Raw genomic sequence first — 17,683 nt, 5'->3', positions numbered from 1 at the left:
GGCCGGGACCAGCAGGGCAAGGAAGACGCGGCCGCGGGTCAGGGGCCTGGCGCGTTCACTTATCCGGGTGGTGCGGGAAGGCGGAATCCCCGTGGCTGCGCAGCTGGACCGGGTGAGGTGCGGGGCGTGGGGTGGACGTCGTCAGGGGTGCGGGCGGGGACTCGAAAGGGGACGGCCGCACGTATCCTGAAGGCCCGTCGGTGACCAGGAAAGAGCGGCCAGCCATGCGCGTCTACGTCCCCCTGACCCTCCCCGGTCTCGCCGAGGCGCACAAGACGGGTGAGCTGGGGAGCGGCCCCTTCGTCGCGTACGCCGTCACGCCCGCGCTGCGCGAGTGGTACGTCTCCGACGACCTCGAGGAACTGGAGTACGCCGCGCTCAGCCGGGCCGCGCTGGCCTCGCTGCGGCTGCTGGCGGTCGACGCGGGCGCGGTACGGCGCCGGGTCGTGGTCGCCGTGGACGTGCCGGACAGCGCGGCGCGCGTGGACCCGGACCGGGGGCTCGATCCGGCCACGCTGGGCGAGGTGACAGTGTCCGTCACGGTCCCGCTCGCGAAGGCGGCCGCGGTGCATGTCGACGCCGATGACGCGCAGGAGGACGTGGCCGCGGCGGCGCGGGCGCTGGAGGCGGCCGACGCCGGGGACGACGACGCGCAGTTCGTCGTGGACGGGGCCGACGACCATGAGCTGCTGTGGTTCGCCACGCAGGAGATCCCGAACCTGGTGGACCTGGGCTGACCTGCGGCGATCCGTCGCCTGCCGGGATTGTCAGAGGTGGCGGGTACGGTTCTGGGCATGGGGAAGCACGGAAGCGCGCACATTGTCTGGGACTGGAACGGGACGCTGTTCCACGACAATGACGCGATCATCGGGGCGACGAACGCCGCCTTCGCCGAGCTGGGGCTGGCGCCGATCACGCTGGAGCAGTACCGGGCGCTGTACTGCGTGCCGGTGCCGAAGTTCTACGAGCGGCTGCTGGGCCGGCTGCCGACCGATGCCGAGTGGGAGCTGATGGACAGGGTCTTCCATCAGCACTATGCCCAGCACCGGGTGCGTTGCGGGCTGACCGAGGGGGCGGCCGAGCTGCTCGCGCAGTGGGGGTCGGCGGGGCACAGCCAGTCGTTGCTGAGCATGTACGGGCACGAGGAGCTGGTGCCGCTCGTGCGGGGCTTCGGTATCGAGGCGCACTTCATACGCGTCGACGGGCGGACGGGGCCGTCCGGGGGAAGCAAGGCGCAGCACATGGTGCGGCATCTGGAGGCGCTCGCCCTGGTGGCCGGTGGGGTGCAGGCTGCGCGGACCGTGGTGATCGGGGACGCGGCGGACGACGCGGTGGCCGCTCGGCACGTGGGGGCCCGGGCCGTGCTCTACACCGGGGGGTCGCACGGCCGGGCCAGCCTGGAGGAGGTCGGGGTGCCGGTGGTGGACACGTTGGCCGAGGCGGTGGCGGAGGCACAGCGGTTGGTGGCGTGAGCGAAGCGCCCGGCCGCGGCGGCCGCGGCCGGGCGGAGATGGGCTTCGCCCGCCGCGCACAGGGCGCCCGCCGCGCACCGCCAGCCGCCCGGCGTCGGCCGCCGCTCGCCGCCTGGCGCCGCTGGCCGTCAGGTCGCTCGCCGTCGGCCGTCCGCCGCACCGTGGGGCGTCAGGTCACTGGCGCCTTGGCCCGGAGGACCTTCAGGAACTCCCGCATCCATGCCGGATGGTCCGGCCAGGCACGGGCCGAGACCAGGGTGCCGTCGACCACCGCCTCCGCGTCCTCGAAGTGGGCCCCGGCGGACTGCATGTCCAGCTCCAGCGCCGGGTACGCCGTGACCCTGCGGCCGCGCAGGCTGTCGATCGCGGCGGTGACCAGGGGGCCGTGGCAGATCTGGGCGACAGGCTTGTCCGCGTCGAAGAAGGCCTTGAGGATCTTGCGTAGTTCGGGATCGTTGCGCAGATACTCGGGGGCACGGCCGCCCGGGACGACGATGGCCGCGTAGTCGCCGGGGTCGACCTCGGAGAAGGCCAGGTCGGCGGGCCAGGTGTAGCCGGGCTTCTCGGTGTAGGTGTCGAAGCCTGGCTCGAAGTCGTGGACGACGAAGCGGAGCGTCTTGCGGGTGGGGGCCGCGATGTCGACGTCGTAGCCTTCCTCGCGCAGGCGCTGGTAGGGGTAGAGGACTTCCAGGGACTCCGCTGCGTCGCCGGTGATGATGAGGATCTTCGCGGGCATGTCGGCTCCTCCTGCACGGGCCGTACTGGGCACGGCCCCTCCGCGGGGGACGGGCGCTGTCCACGGCAACGTGCCTCGGCGCGGCGCGCTTGCCAAGAGGGCCCGTCGCTTTCAGGGTGCGTCCCCGGCCGTCCGGACGCGACCGATGCGCACGGGATCCGCGGCCTCGCAGCCCTGCACCCTGCCAGCCGGCCCCTCCCCCCGCATGCAGGCCCTGCACCGCGCATGCACCCGGCACGCAGGCCCCTGCACCCCCGTGCATCCCGCATGCACGCATGCACCCGGCACCGCCGCCACCCGCCAGATGGCTGAATACGTCACCCGGCCCCGCTCCGCCCCTGTGCAGAACGTCAAACTTCACCCCTCGGTTTTGTACACATACGGCTCATGACGGGCCCGGGGTAATGAGCGATAGCCTGGTGGCGTGATCAGCGCGATATCTCGCGGGGGCGCTTCCGCTCCTGCCCTGCGCCCGGGTTGCACGGAACACCTCCGTGACCGGGCGGCGGTCGCTGGTCCTCGCGGGCGGGACGGGGGCGCCGAAGCCCCCAGGACGCCGACGGCGGTCCGGGAGACGGCAGTGCCGAGAGCAGCGTCACACCCGGCGGATGTGTCGACAATGGCCGAATTCCCCCCGCTCATCTCACCTCGCGGCATAGCGTCGGATCGGACCGGACATCCCGGGCCGTGGCGTCGAGCCGGAGGGGAAAGCACCGTTTTTCCTTCTACGTCACGCAACGGCGCGCGACAGGAGCCAGAGGACAATGCAGACCAAGCTGGACGAAGCCAAGGCCGAGCTGCTCGAACGGGCCGCTCGGGTAGCTGAGAACAGCCCGGTCGGGGGGCACCTACCGACTGGGACGACGAGCGAGGGCACAACCGGCACCCCGGACAGCGAATCCGTGCTCGCGTTCCTCCAGCGCTACTACCTGCACACCGCACCGGAAGACCTGGCCGACCGCGACCCGGTCGACGCCTTCGGTGCCGCGGTCTCGCACTACCGTCTCGCCGAGAACCGCCCCCAGGGCACCGCGAACGTCCGGGTGCACACCCCGACCGTGGAGGAGAACGGCTGGACCTGCAGCCACACGGTCGTGGAGGTCGTCACCGACGACATGCCCTTCCTCGTCGACTCGGTCACCAATGAGCTGACCCGGCAGGGGCGCGGCATCCACGTCGTCATCCACCCGCAGTTCGTGGTCCGCCGTGACCTCACCGGCAAGCTCATCGAGGTGCTGCCGACCGCGCCCACCGGCGACCTCCCGCACGACGCGCACATCGAGTCCTGGATCCACGTCGAGATCGACCGGGAGACGGACCGCGCCGACCTGAAGCAGATCACCGTCGATCTGCTGCGCGTGCTGTCCGACGTCCGTGAGGCCGTCGAGGACTGGGAGAAGATGCGGGACGCGGCGACCCGGATCGCCGACGAGCTGGAGAGCGAGCCCCATCCGGTCGACCTGCCCAAGCCCGAGGTCGAGGAGGCCCGCGAGCTGCTGCGCTGGCTGGCCGCCGACCACTTCACCTTCCTCGGCTACCGCGAGTACCAGCTGCGCGACGACGACACGCTCGCCGCCGTGCCCGGCACCGGTCTCGGCATACTGCGCTCGGACCCGAAGCACGCCGAGGACGACCAGCACCCGGTCAGCCCCTCCTTCGAGCGGCTGCCGGCCGACGCCCGCGCCAAGGCCCGCGAGCACAAGCAGCTGGTGCTGACCAAGGCGAACAGCCGCGCCACCGTGCACCGCCCGTCGTACCTGGACTACGTCGGCGTGAAGAAGTTCGCCGCGGACGGCAGCGTCATCGGCGAGCGCCGCTTCCTCGGCCTGTTCTCGTCCGCCGCCTACACCGAGTCCGTCCGCCGCGTCCCGGTCATCCGGCGCAAGGTCGACGAGGTCCTGCACCGCGCCGGCTTCTCGCCCGACAGCCACGACGGCCGCGACCTGCTCCAGATCCTGGAGACCTACCCGCGCGACGAGCTGTTCCAGACCCCGCCCGCCGAGCTGCAGGCCATCGCGACGAGCGTCCTCTACCTGCAGGAACGCCGCCGGCTGCGGCTCTACCTGCGCCAGGACGAGTACGGCCGCTACTACTCGGCCCTCGTCTACCTGCCGCGCGACCGCTACACCACCGGCGTCCGGCTGCGGATCATCGACATCCTGAAGGAGGAGCTCGGCGGCATCAGCGTCGACTTCACCGCCTGGAACACCGAGTCGATCCTGTCCCGGCTGCACTTCGTGATCCGCGTCCAGCCCGGCACCGAGTTGCCCCAGCTGTCCGACGCCGACAAGGAGCGCATCGAGGCCCGCCTGGTCGAGGCCGCCCGCTCCTGGGCCGACGGGTTCGCCGAGGCGCTGACCGCCGAGTGCGGCGAGGAGCACGCCGCCGAGCTGCTGCGCCGCTACAACAACGGCAACTCCTTCCCGGAGGGCTACAAGGCCGACCACACCCCGCGCGCGGCGGTCGCCGACCTGGTCCACCTGGAGCGGCTCAGCGACGAGGAGGGCAACGACTTCTCGCTCAGCCTGTACGAGCCGGTGGGCGCCTCCCCGGACGAGCGCCGCTTCAAGATCTACCGCAAGGGCGGCTCGGTCTCCCTGTCCGCGGTGCTGCCGGTGCTCAACCGCCTCGGCGTCGAGGTCGTGGACGAGCGGCCGTACGAGCTGCGCTGCGCGGACCGCACCACCGCCTGGATCTACGACTTCGGCCTGCGCTTGCCCAAGTCGTCGGTCGGCGGCACCGGCGACTACCTCGGCGAGGGCGGCCGTGAGCGGTTCCAGGACGCGTTCGCCGCGACCTGGACCGGCAAGGCGGAGAACGACGGCTTCAACGCCCTCGTGCTGAGCGCCGGGCTGACCTGGCGGCAGGCGACGGTGCTGCGCGCGTACGCCAAGTACCTGCGGCAGGCCGGCTCCACCTTCAGCCAGGACTACATGGAGGACACCCTCCGCAACAACGTCCACACCACCCGGCTGCTCGTCTCGCTGTTCGAGGCGCGGATGTCCCCGGACCGGCAGAAGGCCGGCCTGGAGATCACCGACGCGCTGCTGGAGGAGCTGGACGCGGCCCTGGACCAGGTGGCGAGCCTCGACGAGGACCGCATCCTGCGCTCCTTCCTGACCGTCATCAAGGCCACCCTGCGCACGAACTTCTTCCAGGAGGCGCGCGGCGGGCAGCCGCACGAGTACGTGTCCATGAAGTTCGACCCGCAGGCCATCCCGGACCTGCCCGCGCCGCGCCCGGCGTACGAGATCTGGGTGTACTCGCCGCGGGTGGAGGGCGTGCACCTGCGCTTCGGCAAGGTCGCGCGCGGCGGTCTGCGCTGGTCCGACCGGCGCGAGGACTTCCGGACCGAGATCCTGGGCCTGGTCAAGGCGCAGATGGTGAAGAACACCGTCATCGTGCCGGTCGGCGCCAAGGGCGGCTTCGTCGCCAAGCAGCTGCCCGACCCGAGCGTGGACCGGGACGCGTGGCTGGCCGAGGGCATCGCCAGCTACAAGACGTTCATCTCGGCGCTGCTCGACATCACCGACAACATGGTGGCCGGCGAGGTCGTGCCGCCGCAGGACGTGGTGCGCCACGACGAGGACGACACCTACCTGGTGGTCGCGGCCGACAAGGGCACGGCGACGTTCTCCGACATCGCCAACGGGGTCGCCGAGAAGTACAACTTCTGGCTCGGCGACGCCTTCGCCTCCGGCGGCAGCGCGGGCTACGACCACAAGGGCATGGGCATCACCGCCCGCGGCGCCTGGGAGTCCGTGAAGCGGCACTTCCGTGAGCTGGGCGTGGACACGCAGACCGAGGACTTCACGGTCGTCGGCATCGGCGACATGTCCGGTGACGTGTTCGGCAACGGCATGCTGCTCTCCGAACACATCCGCCTGGTCGCCGCCTTCGACCACCGGCACATCTTCATCGACCCCACCCCGGACGCGGCCACCTCCTACGCCGAGCGCCGCCGTCTGTTCGAGCTGCCCCGTTCCAGCTGGGCCGACTACAACACCGAGCTGCTGTCGGCGGGCGGCGGGATCTTCCCGCGCAGCGCCAAGGCGATCCCGCTCAACAGCCACATTCGTGAGGCGCTGGGCATCGAGGACAAGATCGCCAAGATGACCCCGGCCGACCTGATGAAGGCGATCCTGGGCGCCCCGGTGGACCTGCTGTGGAACGGCGGCATCGGCACCTACGTGAAGTCGTCGGCGGAGTCCAACGCCGACGTCGGCGACAAGGCCAACGACGCCATCCGTGTCGACGGCGGGGACCTGCGGGTCAAGGTCGTCGGCGAGGGCGGCAATCTGGGCCTGACCCAGCTCGGCCGCATCGAGTTCGCCAGCCACGGCGGCAAGATCAACACCGACGCGATCGACAACAGCGCCGGCGTGGACACCTCCGACCACGAGGTGAACATCAAGATCCTGCTGAACGGCCTGGTCGCCGACGGCGACATGACCGTCAAGCAGCGCAACAAGCTGCTCGCCGAGATGACCGACGAGGTCGGCGCGCTGGTGCTGCGCAACAACTACGCGCAGAACGTGGCGATCGCCAACGCCCTCGCCCAGTCCAAGGACATGCTGCACGCGCAGCAGCGGTACATCCGCCACCTGGTCCACGAGGGCCACCTGGACCGGGCGCTGGAGTTTCTGCCGACCGACCGCCAGATCCGCGAGCGCCTCGGCGCCGGGCACGGCCTGACCGGCCCGGAGACGGCCGTCCTGCTGGCGTACACGAAGATCACGGTCGCCGAGGAGCTGCTGGCGACCTCGCTGCCCGACGACCCGTACCTGCGCGGCCTGCTGCACGCGTACTTCCCGACGGCGCTGCGCGAGCGGTTCACGGAGGCCGTGGACGGCCACCCGCTGCGCCGCGAGATCACCACGACCGTGCTGGTCAACGACACGGTCAACACGGGTGGTACGACGTACCTGCACCGCCTGCGCGAGGAGACCGGCGCCTCGCTGGAGGAGATCGTCCGCGCCCAGACCGTGGCCCGCGCGATCTTCCGCTCGGCACCGGTGTGGGACGCGGTCGAGGAGCTGGACAACAAGGTCGACGCGGCCGTCCAGACCCGCATCCGGCTGCACTCGCGCCGTCTGGTCGAGCGCGGCACGCGCTGGCTTCTCAACAACCGGCCGCAGCCGCTGGAGCTCGCCGAGACGGTCGACTTCTTCGCCGAGCGGGTCGAGCAGGTCTGGCAACAGCTGCCGAAGCTGCTGCGCGGCGCAGACCTGGAGTGGTACCAGCACGTGTACGACGAGCTGTCCGCGGCGGGCGTCCCGGACGAACTGGCCGCCCGCGTGGCCGGGTTCTCCTCGGCCTTCCCGGCGCTGGACATCGTCTCGGTGGCCGACCGCATGGGCAAGGAGCCGCTGGACGTCGCCGAGGTCTACTACGACCTCGCCGACCGCCTCGGCATCGCCCAGCTCATGGACCGCATCATCGAGCTGCCCCGCGCCGACCGTTGGCAGTCCATGGCGCGCGCCTCGATCCGCGAGGACCTCTTCGCGGCCCACGCGGCGCTCACGGCGGACATCCTCGCCGTCGGCAACGGCACGTCGACGCCCGAGCAGCGCTTCAAGTCCTGGGAGCAGAAGAACAACGCGATCCTGACCCGGGCGCGCACCACCCTGGAGGAGATCCGCAGTTCGGAGACCTTCGACCTCGCCAACCTGTCGGTGGCGATGCGGACGATGCGGACGCTGCTGCGCACGCACTCGTAGGCGTACGAGGTAGCCGTACGGCGGTGATGGCCGTACGACGCTGAAGGCGCCCCGGGCCGGTCAGGCCCGGGGCGCCTTTCTTCTTGTCTTCTTGCCGACCCTTAGGCAAAAACGCGCGGTGAATTTACCGTTTCCTGCTGATCGGTGCTTTTCCGATAGGGTCTGCGCTGTGACAGCGAACCTCACCGAGACCCGCCCGGCAGTACCGGCGCCCGCATCGGCTCCGGTCTCCGCTCCGGCCCGGTCCGTCACGCGCGTCGCGCTGGAGATCGTGAAATTCGGGATCGTCGGCGGCAGCGGTGTCCTCGTCAATTTCCTGGTGTTCAACCTGCTGCTGCACGGCCTGCTTTGGCAGGCGATGTCCGCGACGGTCCTGGCCAGCTGTATCGCGATGGCGACCAATTACCTGGGCTTCCGCTTTTTCGCCTATCGCGACCGGTCCTCGCGCACCCGCCGCCAGATCGTGCTGTTCTTCGTCTTCAGCGGACTCGGCGTGGTGATGGAAAGCGGCCTGTTCTGGATCGGTTATCGCGGGCTCGGACTGCACAGCGCGTTCGAATCGAATGCCGTGAAGGCTGGGTCGATCGTGCTGGCCTCCGCGTTCCGTTTCCTGGTCTACCGCACCTGGGTGTTCCAGCAGGATGCGCGCCGAGCCGCGTAGTGCGACGAGCGCCGGCCGGGCGCTGCCCCAGGCCGCCGCCGCGCTCGTCCTGGTCCTTGTCCTCCTGGTGATCGTCCGCCTGCCCTGGGCCGGCGACCTCGGCATGCACGCGGCGACCGTGCAGCGGCTGCGGCACAGTCTGCTGCACCCCGGGAACCCGCTGGTCGACGCGGACACGCCGAGCCCCTACTACTCGCCGTGGATGCTGGTGCTCGGCTGCGTCGCCAAGCTCACCGGACTGTCGGTCTTCGTCGTGCTGCGCCTCGGCGCGCTCGTCGGGCTCGGGCTGCTGGTCACCGGCGTCTGGAGCTACGTCCGCACGTTCACCGCCCACCGCGCGGCGCCCGCGCTGGCACTCCTGTGCCTGCTCTTCCTGTGGGGCCCGGTCCTGTTCAACTGGAGCGGCTTCATCGGCCTCAACTCCCTCGCGCTGACGGTGGCGTACCCCAGCGTGTTCGCGATCGGGCTGTCCTTCCACTTCTGGGCATGGCTCACGCGGGCGCTGCGCGCCGAGACCGGCTGGGGCGAGTGGCTGGGGCTGGGTCTGCTGTGGGCGCTGATCCTGCTGTGCCATCAGTTCACCGGCGTGGTGGCGTCCCTCGGCGCACTGGCGACGGTGATCGCGGCACGGCCGGGGAGACGGACGCTGCTGCGCCTCGGCGCCGCTCTCGCGGTGGGCGTGCTGCTGCTGGGGCTCTGGCCGTATTACGACTTCTTCTCCCTCTTCTCCGCGGGCACGGACCTGGAGGCGATCCACCGCTCCCTGTACCGCCACGTGCCCGGGCGGTTCGGCCTGATCCTCCTCGGCGTCGGGGCCCTTGTCCTGCGCTGGCGGCGGGACCACCGGGACCCCCTGGTCCTCTTCTTCCTCCTCGGCGTGCTGGTGTTCGCCGCGGGCGGCCTGACCGGGCACTACTCGTGGGGCCGCGCCCTGCCGGCGGTCCTGATCCCGGCTCAGCTCGCGGCCGCGCTGGAGGTGGTGTCGGCCGGCAAGCGGGCGGTCCGGGTCGGCTCGGCGTGCGTGCTCGGCGCCGCGCTGGCCGTGGGGGCGTGGGCGCAGGCGGGAACGCTCGGATACGTCGTCGGACGGGACGCGCTCCCCGGTGCGGTCGCGGCGAAGTACCGGACGCCGTGGGTGGGGTACCACTGGATCACGCCCTGGGTGAAGTACGGGGACGTGGTCATGGCCCCGAAGTTCCCGGCCCGGCAGATCCCCGCGTACGGGGCGTACACCGTGGCTCCCGGGTATCCCGACGTGTTCCTGCCGGATGCGGCGCGGCGGGACGCGGCGGTGCGGGAGTACTTCGCGGCGGATACGTCGTCCTCCGGGCGGCGGGCGATAGTGCGGGAGTACGGGGTGCGGTGGGTCGTGGGTGGGTCGGCTGAGCCGTGGCTCCGCAAGGTGGCCGGTGGCCCGGGCGGGCAGGTGCTGTACGAGGTACAAGGCTGACCGGCGCTGCAGCCGGCCATGGGCGGGGACGCTTACCGGCGCTTGCCGGGTGCTGGGTATCGGCCCAGCTACTTCAGCACGCTTGCCACCAGCCGCGCGGCCTCTCGGACTTTCGGGCGGGCGACTTTTTGGACCATCGGTCGGATCACGCGGGCCGTCACGCCTGCCGGGCGCCAGCGGATCTGGAGGCGGCCGGGGTTGCGGCCCTCCGGTTCGATGGTGACGTCATGGGGGGCGGTGCCGGAGCGGTAGTCGACCCGGGCAGTGGTGGCGGGGAAGTCCAGGGGGGCGAGCAGGAGGCCCGAGTGGGCCAGGCCCTGCTGTTCCAGGCGGAGCAACGGGTGGCGGATGCCCTCGAAGCCGTGGAGGGGGAGCTGAGCCCTGGTCAGGTCCAGGTGGACGCGGCCCTCGAAGACGCCGGGACGGACCGGGTCCAGCCGGAAGGGGACGGTCAGGCGGCGCCGGCCGGGGGCCAGCACCAGTGCCGCGCGCTGCGGGCCCACGGGGAGTCGTAGACCGGGGTCGTACGTGCGGATCGCGAGGGTCACCGCGGCGCCGCTCCCGCCGAAGGTCAACCCCGTGATCTCGTGCCGGAAGTGCGCGCTCGGAAACGGTCGGGTGTCCAACTCCAGGTCCGTGACGTCCAGTTCGCGGCGGGCCCGGGCCGAGGAGGGGACGGTGTCGCCCCAGTACGTGGCGCCCGTGCCGTCGGCGGTGACCCGCCTCGGCGCCACCCCGTGGCCGAGGCCCCGCGCCGCCGGCCGTACGTCGTCGAGGCGGCCGTCGCGCAGGAGTTGGAGGACCACCCGCTCCGGGCGCGGAAGGCGGGCGTACGCGCCGTCCGCCAGCGTGTCCAGGTACGGCTTCATGATCTCCGCGAAGGACTCCAGCCACTCGTCGTCCCGGTAGGGCAGGTCGCCCGCGTACATCCGGAAGTCGTGCTTGAGGAACTTGAAGTCCTTGTCCTCGCGCAGGGATCCGTGCCCCCTGCTGACGAGGAACTCGTCGATCAGGCGCTGCACATGCACCCGGTCACGGACGTTGGAGATCTTGTGCCGCTGGTTCGAGATCGACGCCGACGCCGCTTCCGCGAACGGCTCGATGTACCAGACGTACACCGGGTCCGGAATGATCGTGAACGCCCTTGCCAGGCAGTACGCCTGAGCCGAGAACAGCTGGTCCTCGTAGTGGATGCCCTCGGGGAAGCGCAGCCGGTGGCGGTCCAGGAACGCCCGTGCGTACATCTTGCTCGTCGACAGGTGCTCGAACAGCAGCCGGGGGTCGGACTCGATGCCCTCCACGGTCCGGCGCTCGGCGACCAGGTGCGGCATCCAGGTCGAGCGGCGTCCGTTGTCCACCCGGACCCGCCGTACCGCGCCCATGGTGAAGTCCACCTCGCGCTCGCGGTGGGCGGCCAGCAGCAACTCCACCGCTTTCGGCGGAAGTTCGTCGTCACTGTCCAGGAACATCAGGTACGGCGCCCGGGCGATCTCGACGGCCCGGTTGCGCGGCGCGCTGCAGCCGCCGCTGTTCTCGGGCAGGCGCAGGTAGCGGATGCGGTGGTCCTGGGCGGCCAACTCCCGCGCCACCGTGGGCGTCTCGTCGGTGGAGTGGTCGTCGCTGATGATGATCTCGATGTTTGCGTGGGTCTGCGCGCGCAGGGAGGCGACCGCGCGGGGCAGCCGGGCCGCGTCGTTGTAGACGATGACCGTGACCGTCACGTCGGGGGTCGTCATGCGGTGGCCTCCTCGGGGGTCGGGGCGGGGGTGCGGTCCTCGATCGGGAGCACCGGGGGCAGCGCGTCCTCGGGTTCGCCGAGGAACACCCGTCGTACGACCCTTTCGGCGGCGCGTCCGTCGTCGTACTCGCAGAACCGGCGCCGGAACGCGGCCCGCGCCTTGGCCGCGCCCTCGTCGCGCCAGGTGCCCGAGAGGAAGATCTCCGCCAGTTCCTCCTGGGTGCGGGCGACCCGGCCCGGCGCCTCGGCCATCAGGTCGAAGTAGACGCCCCGGGTGGTGCGGTACGTCTCCCAGTCGTCGGCGTAGATCACGATCGGGCGGTCGAGGTTGGCGTAGTCGAACATGATCGACGAGTAGTCCGTGACCAGCGCGTCGGCGGCCAGGCACAGCTCCTCGACGGGGTCGTAGGAGGAGACGTCGATGATCCGGCCGGAGCGGCGCAGGCCGGTCAGCGGGGAGGCGGCGCCGCCGTAGAAGTAGTGGGCGCGGACGAGGAGGACCGTGTCCTCGCCGAGGCGGTCGGCGAGGGCGGCGAGGTCGAGGCGGGGGGTGAAGCCGGCCTCGTAGTCGCGGTGGGTGGGGGCGTAGAGGACGGCCTTCCTGCCGGGGGCGATGCCGAGGCGCTCGCGGGCGGCGCGGACGTCGGCTGCGCCGGCGGTGTAGAAGACGTCGTTGCGCGGATAGCCGTGGTCCAGGGAGGTGTAGCGGGCCGGGTAGGCGCGCTGCCACATGCGGGTGGAGTGGCTGTTGGCGCTGACGCTGTAGTCCCACTTGTCGATGCGGGCGAGCAGCGCGGCGAAGTCCAGGCCCTTGGCGGCGGCGGGGTGGTCCATCTGGTCCAGGCCCATGCGCTTGAGCGGGGTGCCGTGGTGGGTCTGGAGGTGGATCGCGTCGGGGCGTTTGACCACCGAATTGGGGAAGTTGACGTTGTTGGTGAGGTACTTGGCGGTGGCCAGCGTCTCCCAGTAGCGGCGGGTGCCGGGGACGACGTGGTCGGTGCCGGGCGGGAGGAGGGCCGTGTTCTCCTTGCTCACCACCCACACGCTGCGGATGTGCGGGGCGAGTTCGGCGAGCTTGGCGGCGATCGCGGCCGGGTTGCAGGAGATCCCGCGGTCCCAGTAGGCCGTGAACACGGCGAGGTTCGGATCGACCGGGCGGCTCAGCGCGCGCCGGTACTGGTGGTCGCGGACCTTCGCGCCGAACTGGCGCCTACGGGACCGCACGGCCTTCCGGGCCGCGCGGCGGGTGCGGTTGGCGGCCTGGAAGGCGCGGTACCGCGTGTAGGCGCCCTCTTCGAGCAGCGCGTGCCGGATGCCCTCCAGGCCGGCCGGGCGCCGGTGGCCCTCGGGGCGCCAGCGGACGGCGGCCAGCGAGGCGCGGCGGAAGAACTCGCGGGCCACGGCGTCGGGCAGGTCCTCGCGGGCGAAGGTGCGCACCAGGTCACGGACCATCAGGTCGTACAGCACGACGCGGGCGGCGCGGCGGTCCCGGGCGAGCGGGAGCAGCGACTCGTAGCGGTCGATCAGCGCGAACCGGTCCTCGGCGCCGCGCGGCGGCAGGCTCTCGGGGCGCAGCACCCGGTTCTCGTACGCCGCCTGGTTCAGGCAGGCGACGCGGCCGGCGTACAGCAGGGCCGCGAGGGCGGCGTACGGCTCGTCGTCGGTGGTGAGCCGGTCCTCGTGCGCCCGCCAGAACGCGGCGCGCAGGACGCGGGTGCCGAGCAGCGGGGTGAGGCGGAGCAGGTCGGCCGCGTCGTTCAGGGCGAGGTCGGTGCGGCCGGCGCCGGCGAGGAGGCGGCCGTCGCGGGAGGGGGTGGCGGCGGTCCGCCAGGTGGTGGTGACGTGGTCGAGGAGGAGGACGTCCACGGCGCGCTCGGCGCTGTCCGCGTCGTCCAGCTCGGCGGTCCGCTCGATGATCAGCCGGGACGACCCGGCGGGCAGGCCGTCCTTGGCGTGGACGAAGTGCAGCCAGCGGCCGGACGCCCGCGCGGCGCCCGCCGCCCGGGCCGCCGCGTCACCGGTGCCGTCGGGCAGGGGCACCACGACCGTCTCGGGGGCGTGGGCCTCGGCGGTCTCCCGCGCCCAGTCGCCGACCGCGGCGACGATCAGCTCGGTGTCCGGGACCGGGCGGGCCTCCAACGAGTCGAGTAGCTCGGTGAGATGCCCCTGGGCGTTCGGTCCGTAGACGATCACGCTGAGTTGGGGCATCACGGAGGACTCCTTCGGCTCGTCGTCTCAGGGGCACCTTTCCTAACATACTGTGACTAGAGGGATGAAAGGGATAACCACGCCTGAGGTAAGAGCTTTGCTTACGAAGTAAGACGAGCCGAGGGCGCTTCAGGTTGTGGGTGCCGGGGCGGCTTTTTTCGGCGCGGGCTTTTTGGCCTTGTCGCTCTTGTCTCCGGTGAAGGCCTCGTACTCCTTCAGGACGTCCTCGGTCGGCCCGTCCATGCGCAGCTCGCCGCGCTCCAGCCACAGCACCCGCTCGCAGGTGTCGCGGATGGACTTGTTGTTGTGGCTGACCAGGAACACCGTGCCGGCCTGCTTGCGCAGCTCGCGGATGCGCTCCTCGGAGCGCACCTGGAACTTGCGGTCGCCGGTGGCCAGGGCCTCGTCGATGAGCAGGACGTCGTGGTCCTTGGCCGCGGCGATGGAGAAGCGCAGGCGGGCGGCCATGCCGGAGGAGTACGTCCGCATGGGCAGGGTGATGAAGTCGCCCTTCTCGTTGATCCCGGAGAAGTCGACGATGTCCTGGTAGCGCTCCTTGATCTGCTCCCGGGACATGCCCATGGCGAGGCCGCCGAGGAAGACGTTGCGCTCGCCGGTGAGGTCGTTCATCAGGGCGGCGTTGACGCCCAGCAGGGAGGGCTGGCCGTCGGTGTAGATGCGGCCGTTCTCCACGGGCAGCAGGCCGGCGACGGCCTTGAGCAGGGTCGACTTGCCGGAGCCGTTGGTGCCGATGAGTCCGATCGCTTCACCCTTGTAGGCGACGAACGACACCTTCTTCACGGCGTGCACCTTGCGCACGCCGGCCGCCTTCTCGGCCTGCTTGCGGCGCAGGATGCGGTTGAGGGCGGCGGTGGCGGAGCCGCGGCCCGCGCCGGTGCCGTTGACCCGGTAGACGATGTCGACGCGGTCGGCGACGACGGTGGGGATCTTGTCGTTCGCGGTGTCAGCCACGGCCGTACCTCTCCTCAGCCTTCCAGAAGTAGATGAAGCCGCCGACGCCGGCGAGCAGGGCCCAGAACAGGGCGGTGGCCCACACGTGCGGGGGCAGCTGGTGTGCGTGGAAGCTGTCGATCAGCGCGAACCGCATCAGGTCGATGTAGACGGCGGCCGGGTTGGCCTGCAGCAGGATCGTCACGACGTGCGGGAGATCGCCCTTCTTGGTCAGCTTGTCGATGCTCCACATCACGCCGGAGACGTACATCCAGGTACGCAGGATGAACGGCATCAGCTGGGCGATGTCCGGGGTCTTCGCGCCCATCCGCGCCATGATCATCGACACGCCGGCGTTGAACACGAACTGCAGCACCAGCGCGGGGATCGCGAGCAGCCAGGAGGCGGAGACCGGGACGCCGAAGCAGAGCAGGATGACGAGCAGCGCGGCCATCGAGAACAGCAGCTGCTGGAGCTGCTGGAGCGCGAAGGAGATCGGCAGGGCGGCGCGCGGGAAGTGCAGGGCGCGGACCAGGCCGAGGTTGCCGGAGATCGCGCGGGTGCCCGCCATGATCGAGCTCTGCGTGAACGTCCAGATGAACACGCCCGTGACCAGGAACGGCACGTAGTCGGGCACCTGCTGCTTGGTGCCGAGCAGGACGCCGAAGATGAAGTAGTAGACCGCCGCGTTCAGCAGCGGGGTCATGACCTGCCAGACCTGGCCGAGCTTCGCCTGGCTGTACTGGGCGGTGAGCTTGGCGGTGGCGAAGGCGGTGATGAAGTGACGGCGGGCCCACAGCTGGCCGACGTACTCCGGCAGGGAGGGGCGGGCGCCGCTGACCGAGAGGCCGTGCCGGGCGGCCAGCGCCGCGAGGTCGTCGTCGGCTGAGACCTGGGTCGGGGGCGGTGTGTCGAGGACCTGGCTCACATCCGCTGCTTTCGCTCGGGGGAGGGGGGTGGTGCGGGGTCCGGCTCGCGCCGGGCCTGTGCGGTCCCCGTCCGTCGCCCGGCGTTTCCTTACGCTTCTCTTCACGTTCTCTTACGTCGGGACGGGACCGTATCGTCGCAACGCGAGACTAGGCCCATCCGACGTCGGAACGCAACCGTTTCGTCGTAACGCCCTATGCTGGTCCGCATGACGACCAACGCCGACGAGCCCTCGACGCGTCCGCGCCGCCGGGCACCCGCCGGGGCCGCCGTGCTCCGGGAGGACGTGACCGAGGCCATCCGCGCGGCCGTCTTCGAGGAGCTGGCGGCCGTCGGCTACGCCCGCATGTCCATCGAGGGCATCGCGCGGCGGGCGGGTGTCGGCAAGACGGCGGTGTACCGCCGCTGGCGCTCCAAGCTGCACCTCGTCCTCGACGTGGTCTCGGCCATGGCGGTCCTGGGCCTGCCGGTCCCCGACACGGGCTCCCTGGAGGGCGACCTGCGCCTGCTCTACGAGGTGACCTCCCGCGCCCTGCGCCACCCCGTCGCCTCCCAGATCATCCCCGACCTCCAGGCCGAGGCGGCCCGCAACCCCGACATCGCCGAAGCCCTGCAGAAGGCCCTCCGGGACGGCCAGGACGGCGTCGCCAGCAAGATCGTCGCGGCGGCGGAACAGCGGGGCGAGGTCCGCGCCGGCCTCGACGCCGACCTCGCCCTCGACCTCATCTCCGGCCCCCTGTACTGGCGCTCGGTGGTCATCCGCACCCCCAAACTGCCCAAGGGCTACCTGGACAACCTGGCCCGAGCGACAGCGGGCGCACTGAAGGCGCTGTAAGAGGACCCTGCACTGCGGCAGGCCGGGGGCGTTCTGCTCGCGGTCACGCCAGTCGCCGGGCGAGGTCGGTCAGATCCCGCGCCCGGAGCACCCGCTCGCCGAACCCCGGCAGGGGCACGTGCACGGCCTCGGCCCAGCGCGGCGGCACCGCCCCGGCCCCGTGGACCGCTCCCGCCAGCGCCCCGGTGACCGCCGCCACCGTGTCCGTGTCGCCGCCGAGGTCGACGGCCGCGCGGACCGCCTCCTCGTAGGACGCCGTGGTGCGCAGGGCCCAGACCGCCGAGCCGAGGCAGGGCCAGACCGCGCCGTTGAACTCCGTGGCCAGGTCGGGGTGCCAGTCGGGGGCGAGAACGGTCGCGTACCGGTCCCGCTGGTCGGCACGGAGGACGGCGAGGGTGTCGGGTACGGCTGCGAGCGGATCCGTGCCGGTCAGGGCGACCCGGACCAGCTCGTGCAGGACGGCCGTGCCCTCCCAGGCCGCCGGATCGCCGTGGGTGAGGGCGGACAGCCGGCGGGCGGCGTCCATCGTGGCCTCCCGGCCGTGGCGGGCGAAGTGCACCGCCGAAGGGGCCGCCCGCATCAACGCCCCGTTCCCGGCCGCCCGTTGGCTGACCTGAAAGTGCAGAGCCGCCGCCGTGTCCCAGGGATCGCCGCTGCTCAGCACGGCTTCCGTCTGGAGCCCGATGTCCTTCGGCTCGGCCGCCGCCCACCGCTGGAAGCGCCGGAAGAGGTCCGGCAGGTCCAGCCCGCCCCGCTCCAGCAGCGACTCGGCGGTCAGTACCGCCATCTGCGTGTCGTCGGTCGCCTCGCCGGGATCCCAGCCGCCGCCCCCGCACATCTCGCCGCCGTGCCCGGGCCGCGGGAAGCGGGCCGAGAAGGCGCCTTCGGGGCCGAACTCGAAGGGCGCCCCCAGGGCGTCGCCCACGGCGGAGCCGAGAAGGGCGCCGACGGCGCGTTCGGTGCGTGAGAGAGCGGTCATCCGGGG

Annotated in this window: 12 protein-coding genes; 6 read left to right on the top strand and 6 right to left on the bottom strand. The window is 71.4% G+C overall.

Annotation, left to right across the window (positions count from 1 at the left end):
- The first annotated feature begins 224 nt into the window (after positions 1–224).
- The gene (locus tag ABZ865_RS28570) at positions 225–737 is read left to right on the top strand and encodes a hypothetical protein (RefSeq protein WP_361236286.1); all 513 of its coding nucleotides are present in this window, start codon (positions 225–227) and stop codon (positions 735–737) included.
- 57 nt (positions 738–794) lie between these two features.
- Positions 795–1,472: an HAD family hydrolase gene (locus ABZ865_RS28565; RefSeq protein ID WP_361236284.1), complete on the top strand. Its 678-nt coding sequence runs from the start codon at positions 795–797 to the stop codon at positions 1,470–1,472.
- A gap of 169 nt (positions 1,473–1,641) precedes the next feature.
- On the opposite strand, the gene ABZ865_RS28560 is transcribed toward ABZ865_RS28565, so the two are convergent.
- The gene (locus tag ABZ865_RS28560; RefSeq protein WP_361236281.1) at positions 1,642–2,208 is read right to left on the bottom strand and encodes a DJ-1/PfpI family protein; all 567 of its coding nucleotides are present in this window, start codon (positions 2,206–2,208) and stop codon (positions 1,642–1,644) included.
- Between the two features lie 764 nt (positions 2,209–2,972).
- Here ABZ865_RS28560 and ABZ865_RS28555 point away from each other — a divergent pair.
- From ABZ865_RS28555 to ABZ865_RS28545, 3 genes are all read left to right on the top strand, one after another.
- Positions 2,973–7,928, top strand: a complete 4,956-nt coding sequence (locus ABZ865_RS28555) for an NAD-glutamate dehydrogenase (RefSeq protein WP_361236278.1) — start codon at positions 2,973–2,975, stop codon at positions 7,926–7,928.
- A 169-nt stretch (positions 7,929–8,097) separates the two neighbouring features.
- Positions 8,098–8,589, top strand: a complete 492-nt coding sequence (locus ABZ865_RS28550) for a GtrA family protein (protein ID WP_361236275.1) — start codon at positions 8,098–8,100, stop codon at positions 8,587–8,589.
- Positions 8,570–10,039 (top strand): hypothetical protein, encoded by a 1,470-nt coding sequence (locus ABZ865_RS28545; protein ID WP_361236272.1) that lies wholly within the window; start codon positions 8,570–8,572, stop codon positions 10,037–10,039. Before ABZ865_RS28550 ends, ABZ865_RS28545 begins: the two co-directional genes overlap by 20 nt.
- A 68-nt stretch (positions 10,040–10,107) precedes the next feature.
- Here ABZ865_RS28545 and ABZ865_RS28540 read toward each other — a convergent pair whose 3' ends face one another.
- From ABZ865_RS28540 to ABZ865_RS28525, 4 genes are all read right to left on the bottom strand, one after another.
- Positions 10,108–11,775: a glycosyltransferase family 2 protein gene (locus tag ABZ865_RS28540; protein ID WP_361236269.1), complete on the bottom strand. Its 1,668-nt coding sequence runs from the start codon at positions 11,773–11,775 to the stop codon at positions 10,108–10,110.
- Positions 11,772–13,985, bottom strand: coding sequence for a CDP-glycerol glycerophosphotransferase family protein (locus ABZ865_RS28535; RefSeq protein WP_361236266.1), 2,214 nt, complete (start codon positions 13,983–13,985; stop codon positions 11,772–11,774). The genes ABZ865_RS28540 and ABZ865_RS28535 overlap by 4 nt, the downstream gene beginning before the upstream one ends.
- 129 nt (positions 13,986–14,114) lie before the next feature.
- Positions 14,115–14,957: an ABC transporter ATP-binding protein gene (locus tag ABZ865_RS28530; protein WP_361236263.1), complete on the bottom strand. Its 843-nt coding sequence runs from the start codon at positions 14,955–14,957 to the stop codon at positions 14,115–14,117.
- A complete protein-coding gene (locus tag ABZ865_RS28525) occupies positions 14,950–15,864 on the bottom strand; it encodes an ABC transporter permease (RefSeq protein WP_361236260.1) in 915 nt (304 codons plus the stop codon). Before ABZ865_RS28525 ends, ABZ865_RS28530 begins: the two co-directional genes overlap by 8 nt.
- 207 nt (positions 15,865–16,071) lie before the next feature.
- Here ABZ865_RS28525 and ABZ865_RS28520 point away from each other — a divergent pair, with 207 nt between their 5' ends.
- The gene (locus ABZ865_RS28520) at positions 16,072–16,698 is read left to right on the top strand and encodes a TetR/AcrR family transcriptional regulator (protein ID WP_361236257.1); all 627 of its coding nucleotides are present in this window, start codon (positions 16,072–16,074) and stop codon (positions 16,696–16,698) included.
- 43 nt (positions 16,699–16,741) lie between these two features.
- On the opposite strand, the gene ABZ865_RS28515 is transcribed toward ABZ865_RS28520, so the two are convergent.
- Positions 16,742–17,677, bottom strand: a complete 936-nt coding sequence (locus tag ABZ865_RS28515) for an ADP-ribosylglycohydrolase family protein (protein ID WP_361236254.1) — start codon at positions 17,675–17,677, stop codon at positions 16,742–16,744.
- Positions 17,678–17,683 lie beyond the last annotated feature (6 nt).

Source organism: Streptomyces sp. NPDC047085 (assembly GCF_040643735.1).
In the GTDB taxonomy this organism is placed as follows: Bacteria; Actinomycetota; Actinomycetes; order Streptomycetales; family Streptomycetaceae; genus Streptomyces.
Note: the sequence above shows the minus strand (reverse complement) of the source record. Positions and strands in the feature narration are given on the sequence as shown.

Bases quoted from the DNA above. Each gene is read 5' to 3' on its own strand.
- ABZ865_RS28565 (WP_361236284.1), top strand. From the start codon at position 795: ATGGGGAAGCACGGAAGCGCGCACATTGTCTGGGACTGGAACGGGACG.
- ABZ865_RS28545 (WP_361236272.1), top strand. From the start codon at position 8,570: ATGCGCGCCGAGCCGCGTAGTGCGACGAGCGCCGGCCGGGCGCTGCCC.
- ABZ865_RS28560 (WP_361236281.1), bottom strand. From the start codon at position 2,208: ATGCCCGCGAAGATCCTCATCATCACCGGCGACGCAGCGGAGTCCCTG.
- ABZ865_RS28520 (WP_361236257.1), top strand. From the start codon at position 16,072: ATGACGACCAACGCCGACGAGCCCTCGACGCGTCCGCGCCGCCGGGCA.
- ABZ865_RS28535 (WP_361236266.1), bottom strand. From the start codon at position 13,985: ATGCCCCAACTCAGCGTGATCGTCTACGGACCGAACGCCCAGGGGCAT.
- ABZ865_RS28540 (WP_361236269.1), bottom strand. From the start codon at position 11,775: ATGACGACCCCCGACGTGACGGTCACGGTCATCGTCTACAACGACGCG.
- ABZ865_RS28555 (WP_361236278.1), top strand. From the start codon at position 2,973: ATGCAGACCAAGCTGGACGAAGCCAAGGCCGAGCTGCTCGAACGGGCC.
- ABZ865_RS28570 (WP_361236286.1), top strand. From the start codon at position 225: ATGCGCGTCTACGTCCCCCTGACCCTCCCCGGTCTCGCCGAGGCGCAC.
- ABZ865_RS28515 (WP_361236254.1), bottom strand. From the start codon at position 17,677: ATGACCGCTCTCTCACGCACCGAACGCGCCGTCGGCGCCCTTCTCGGC.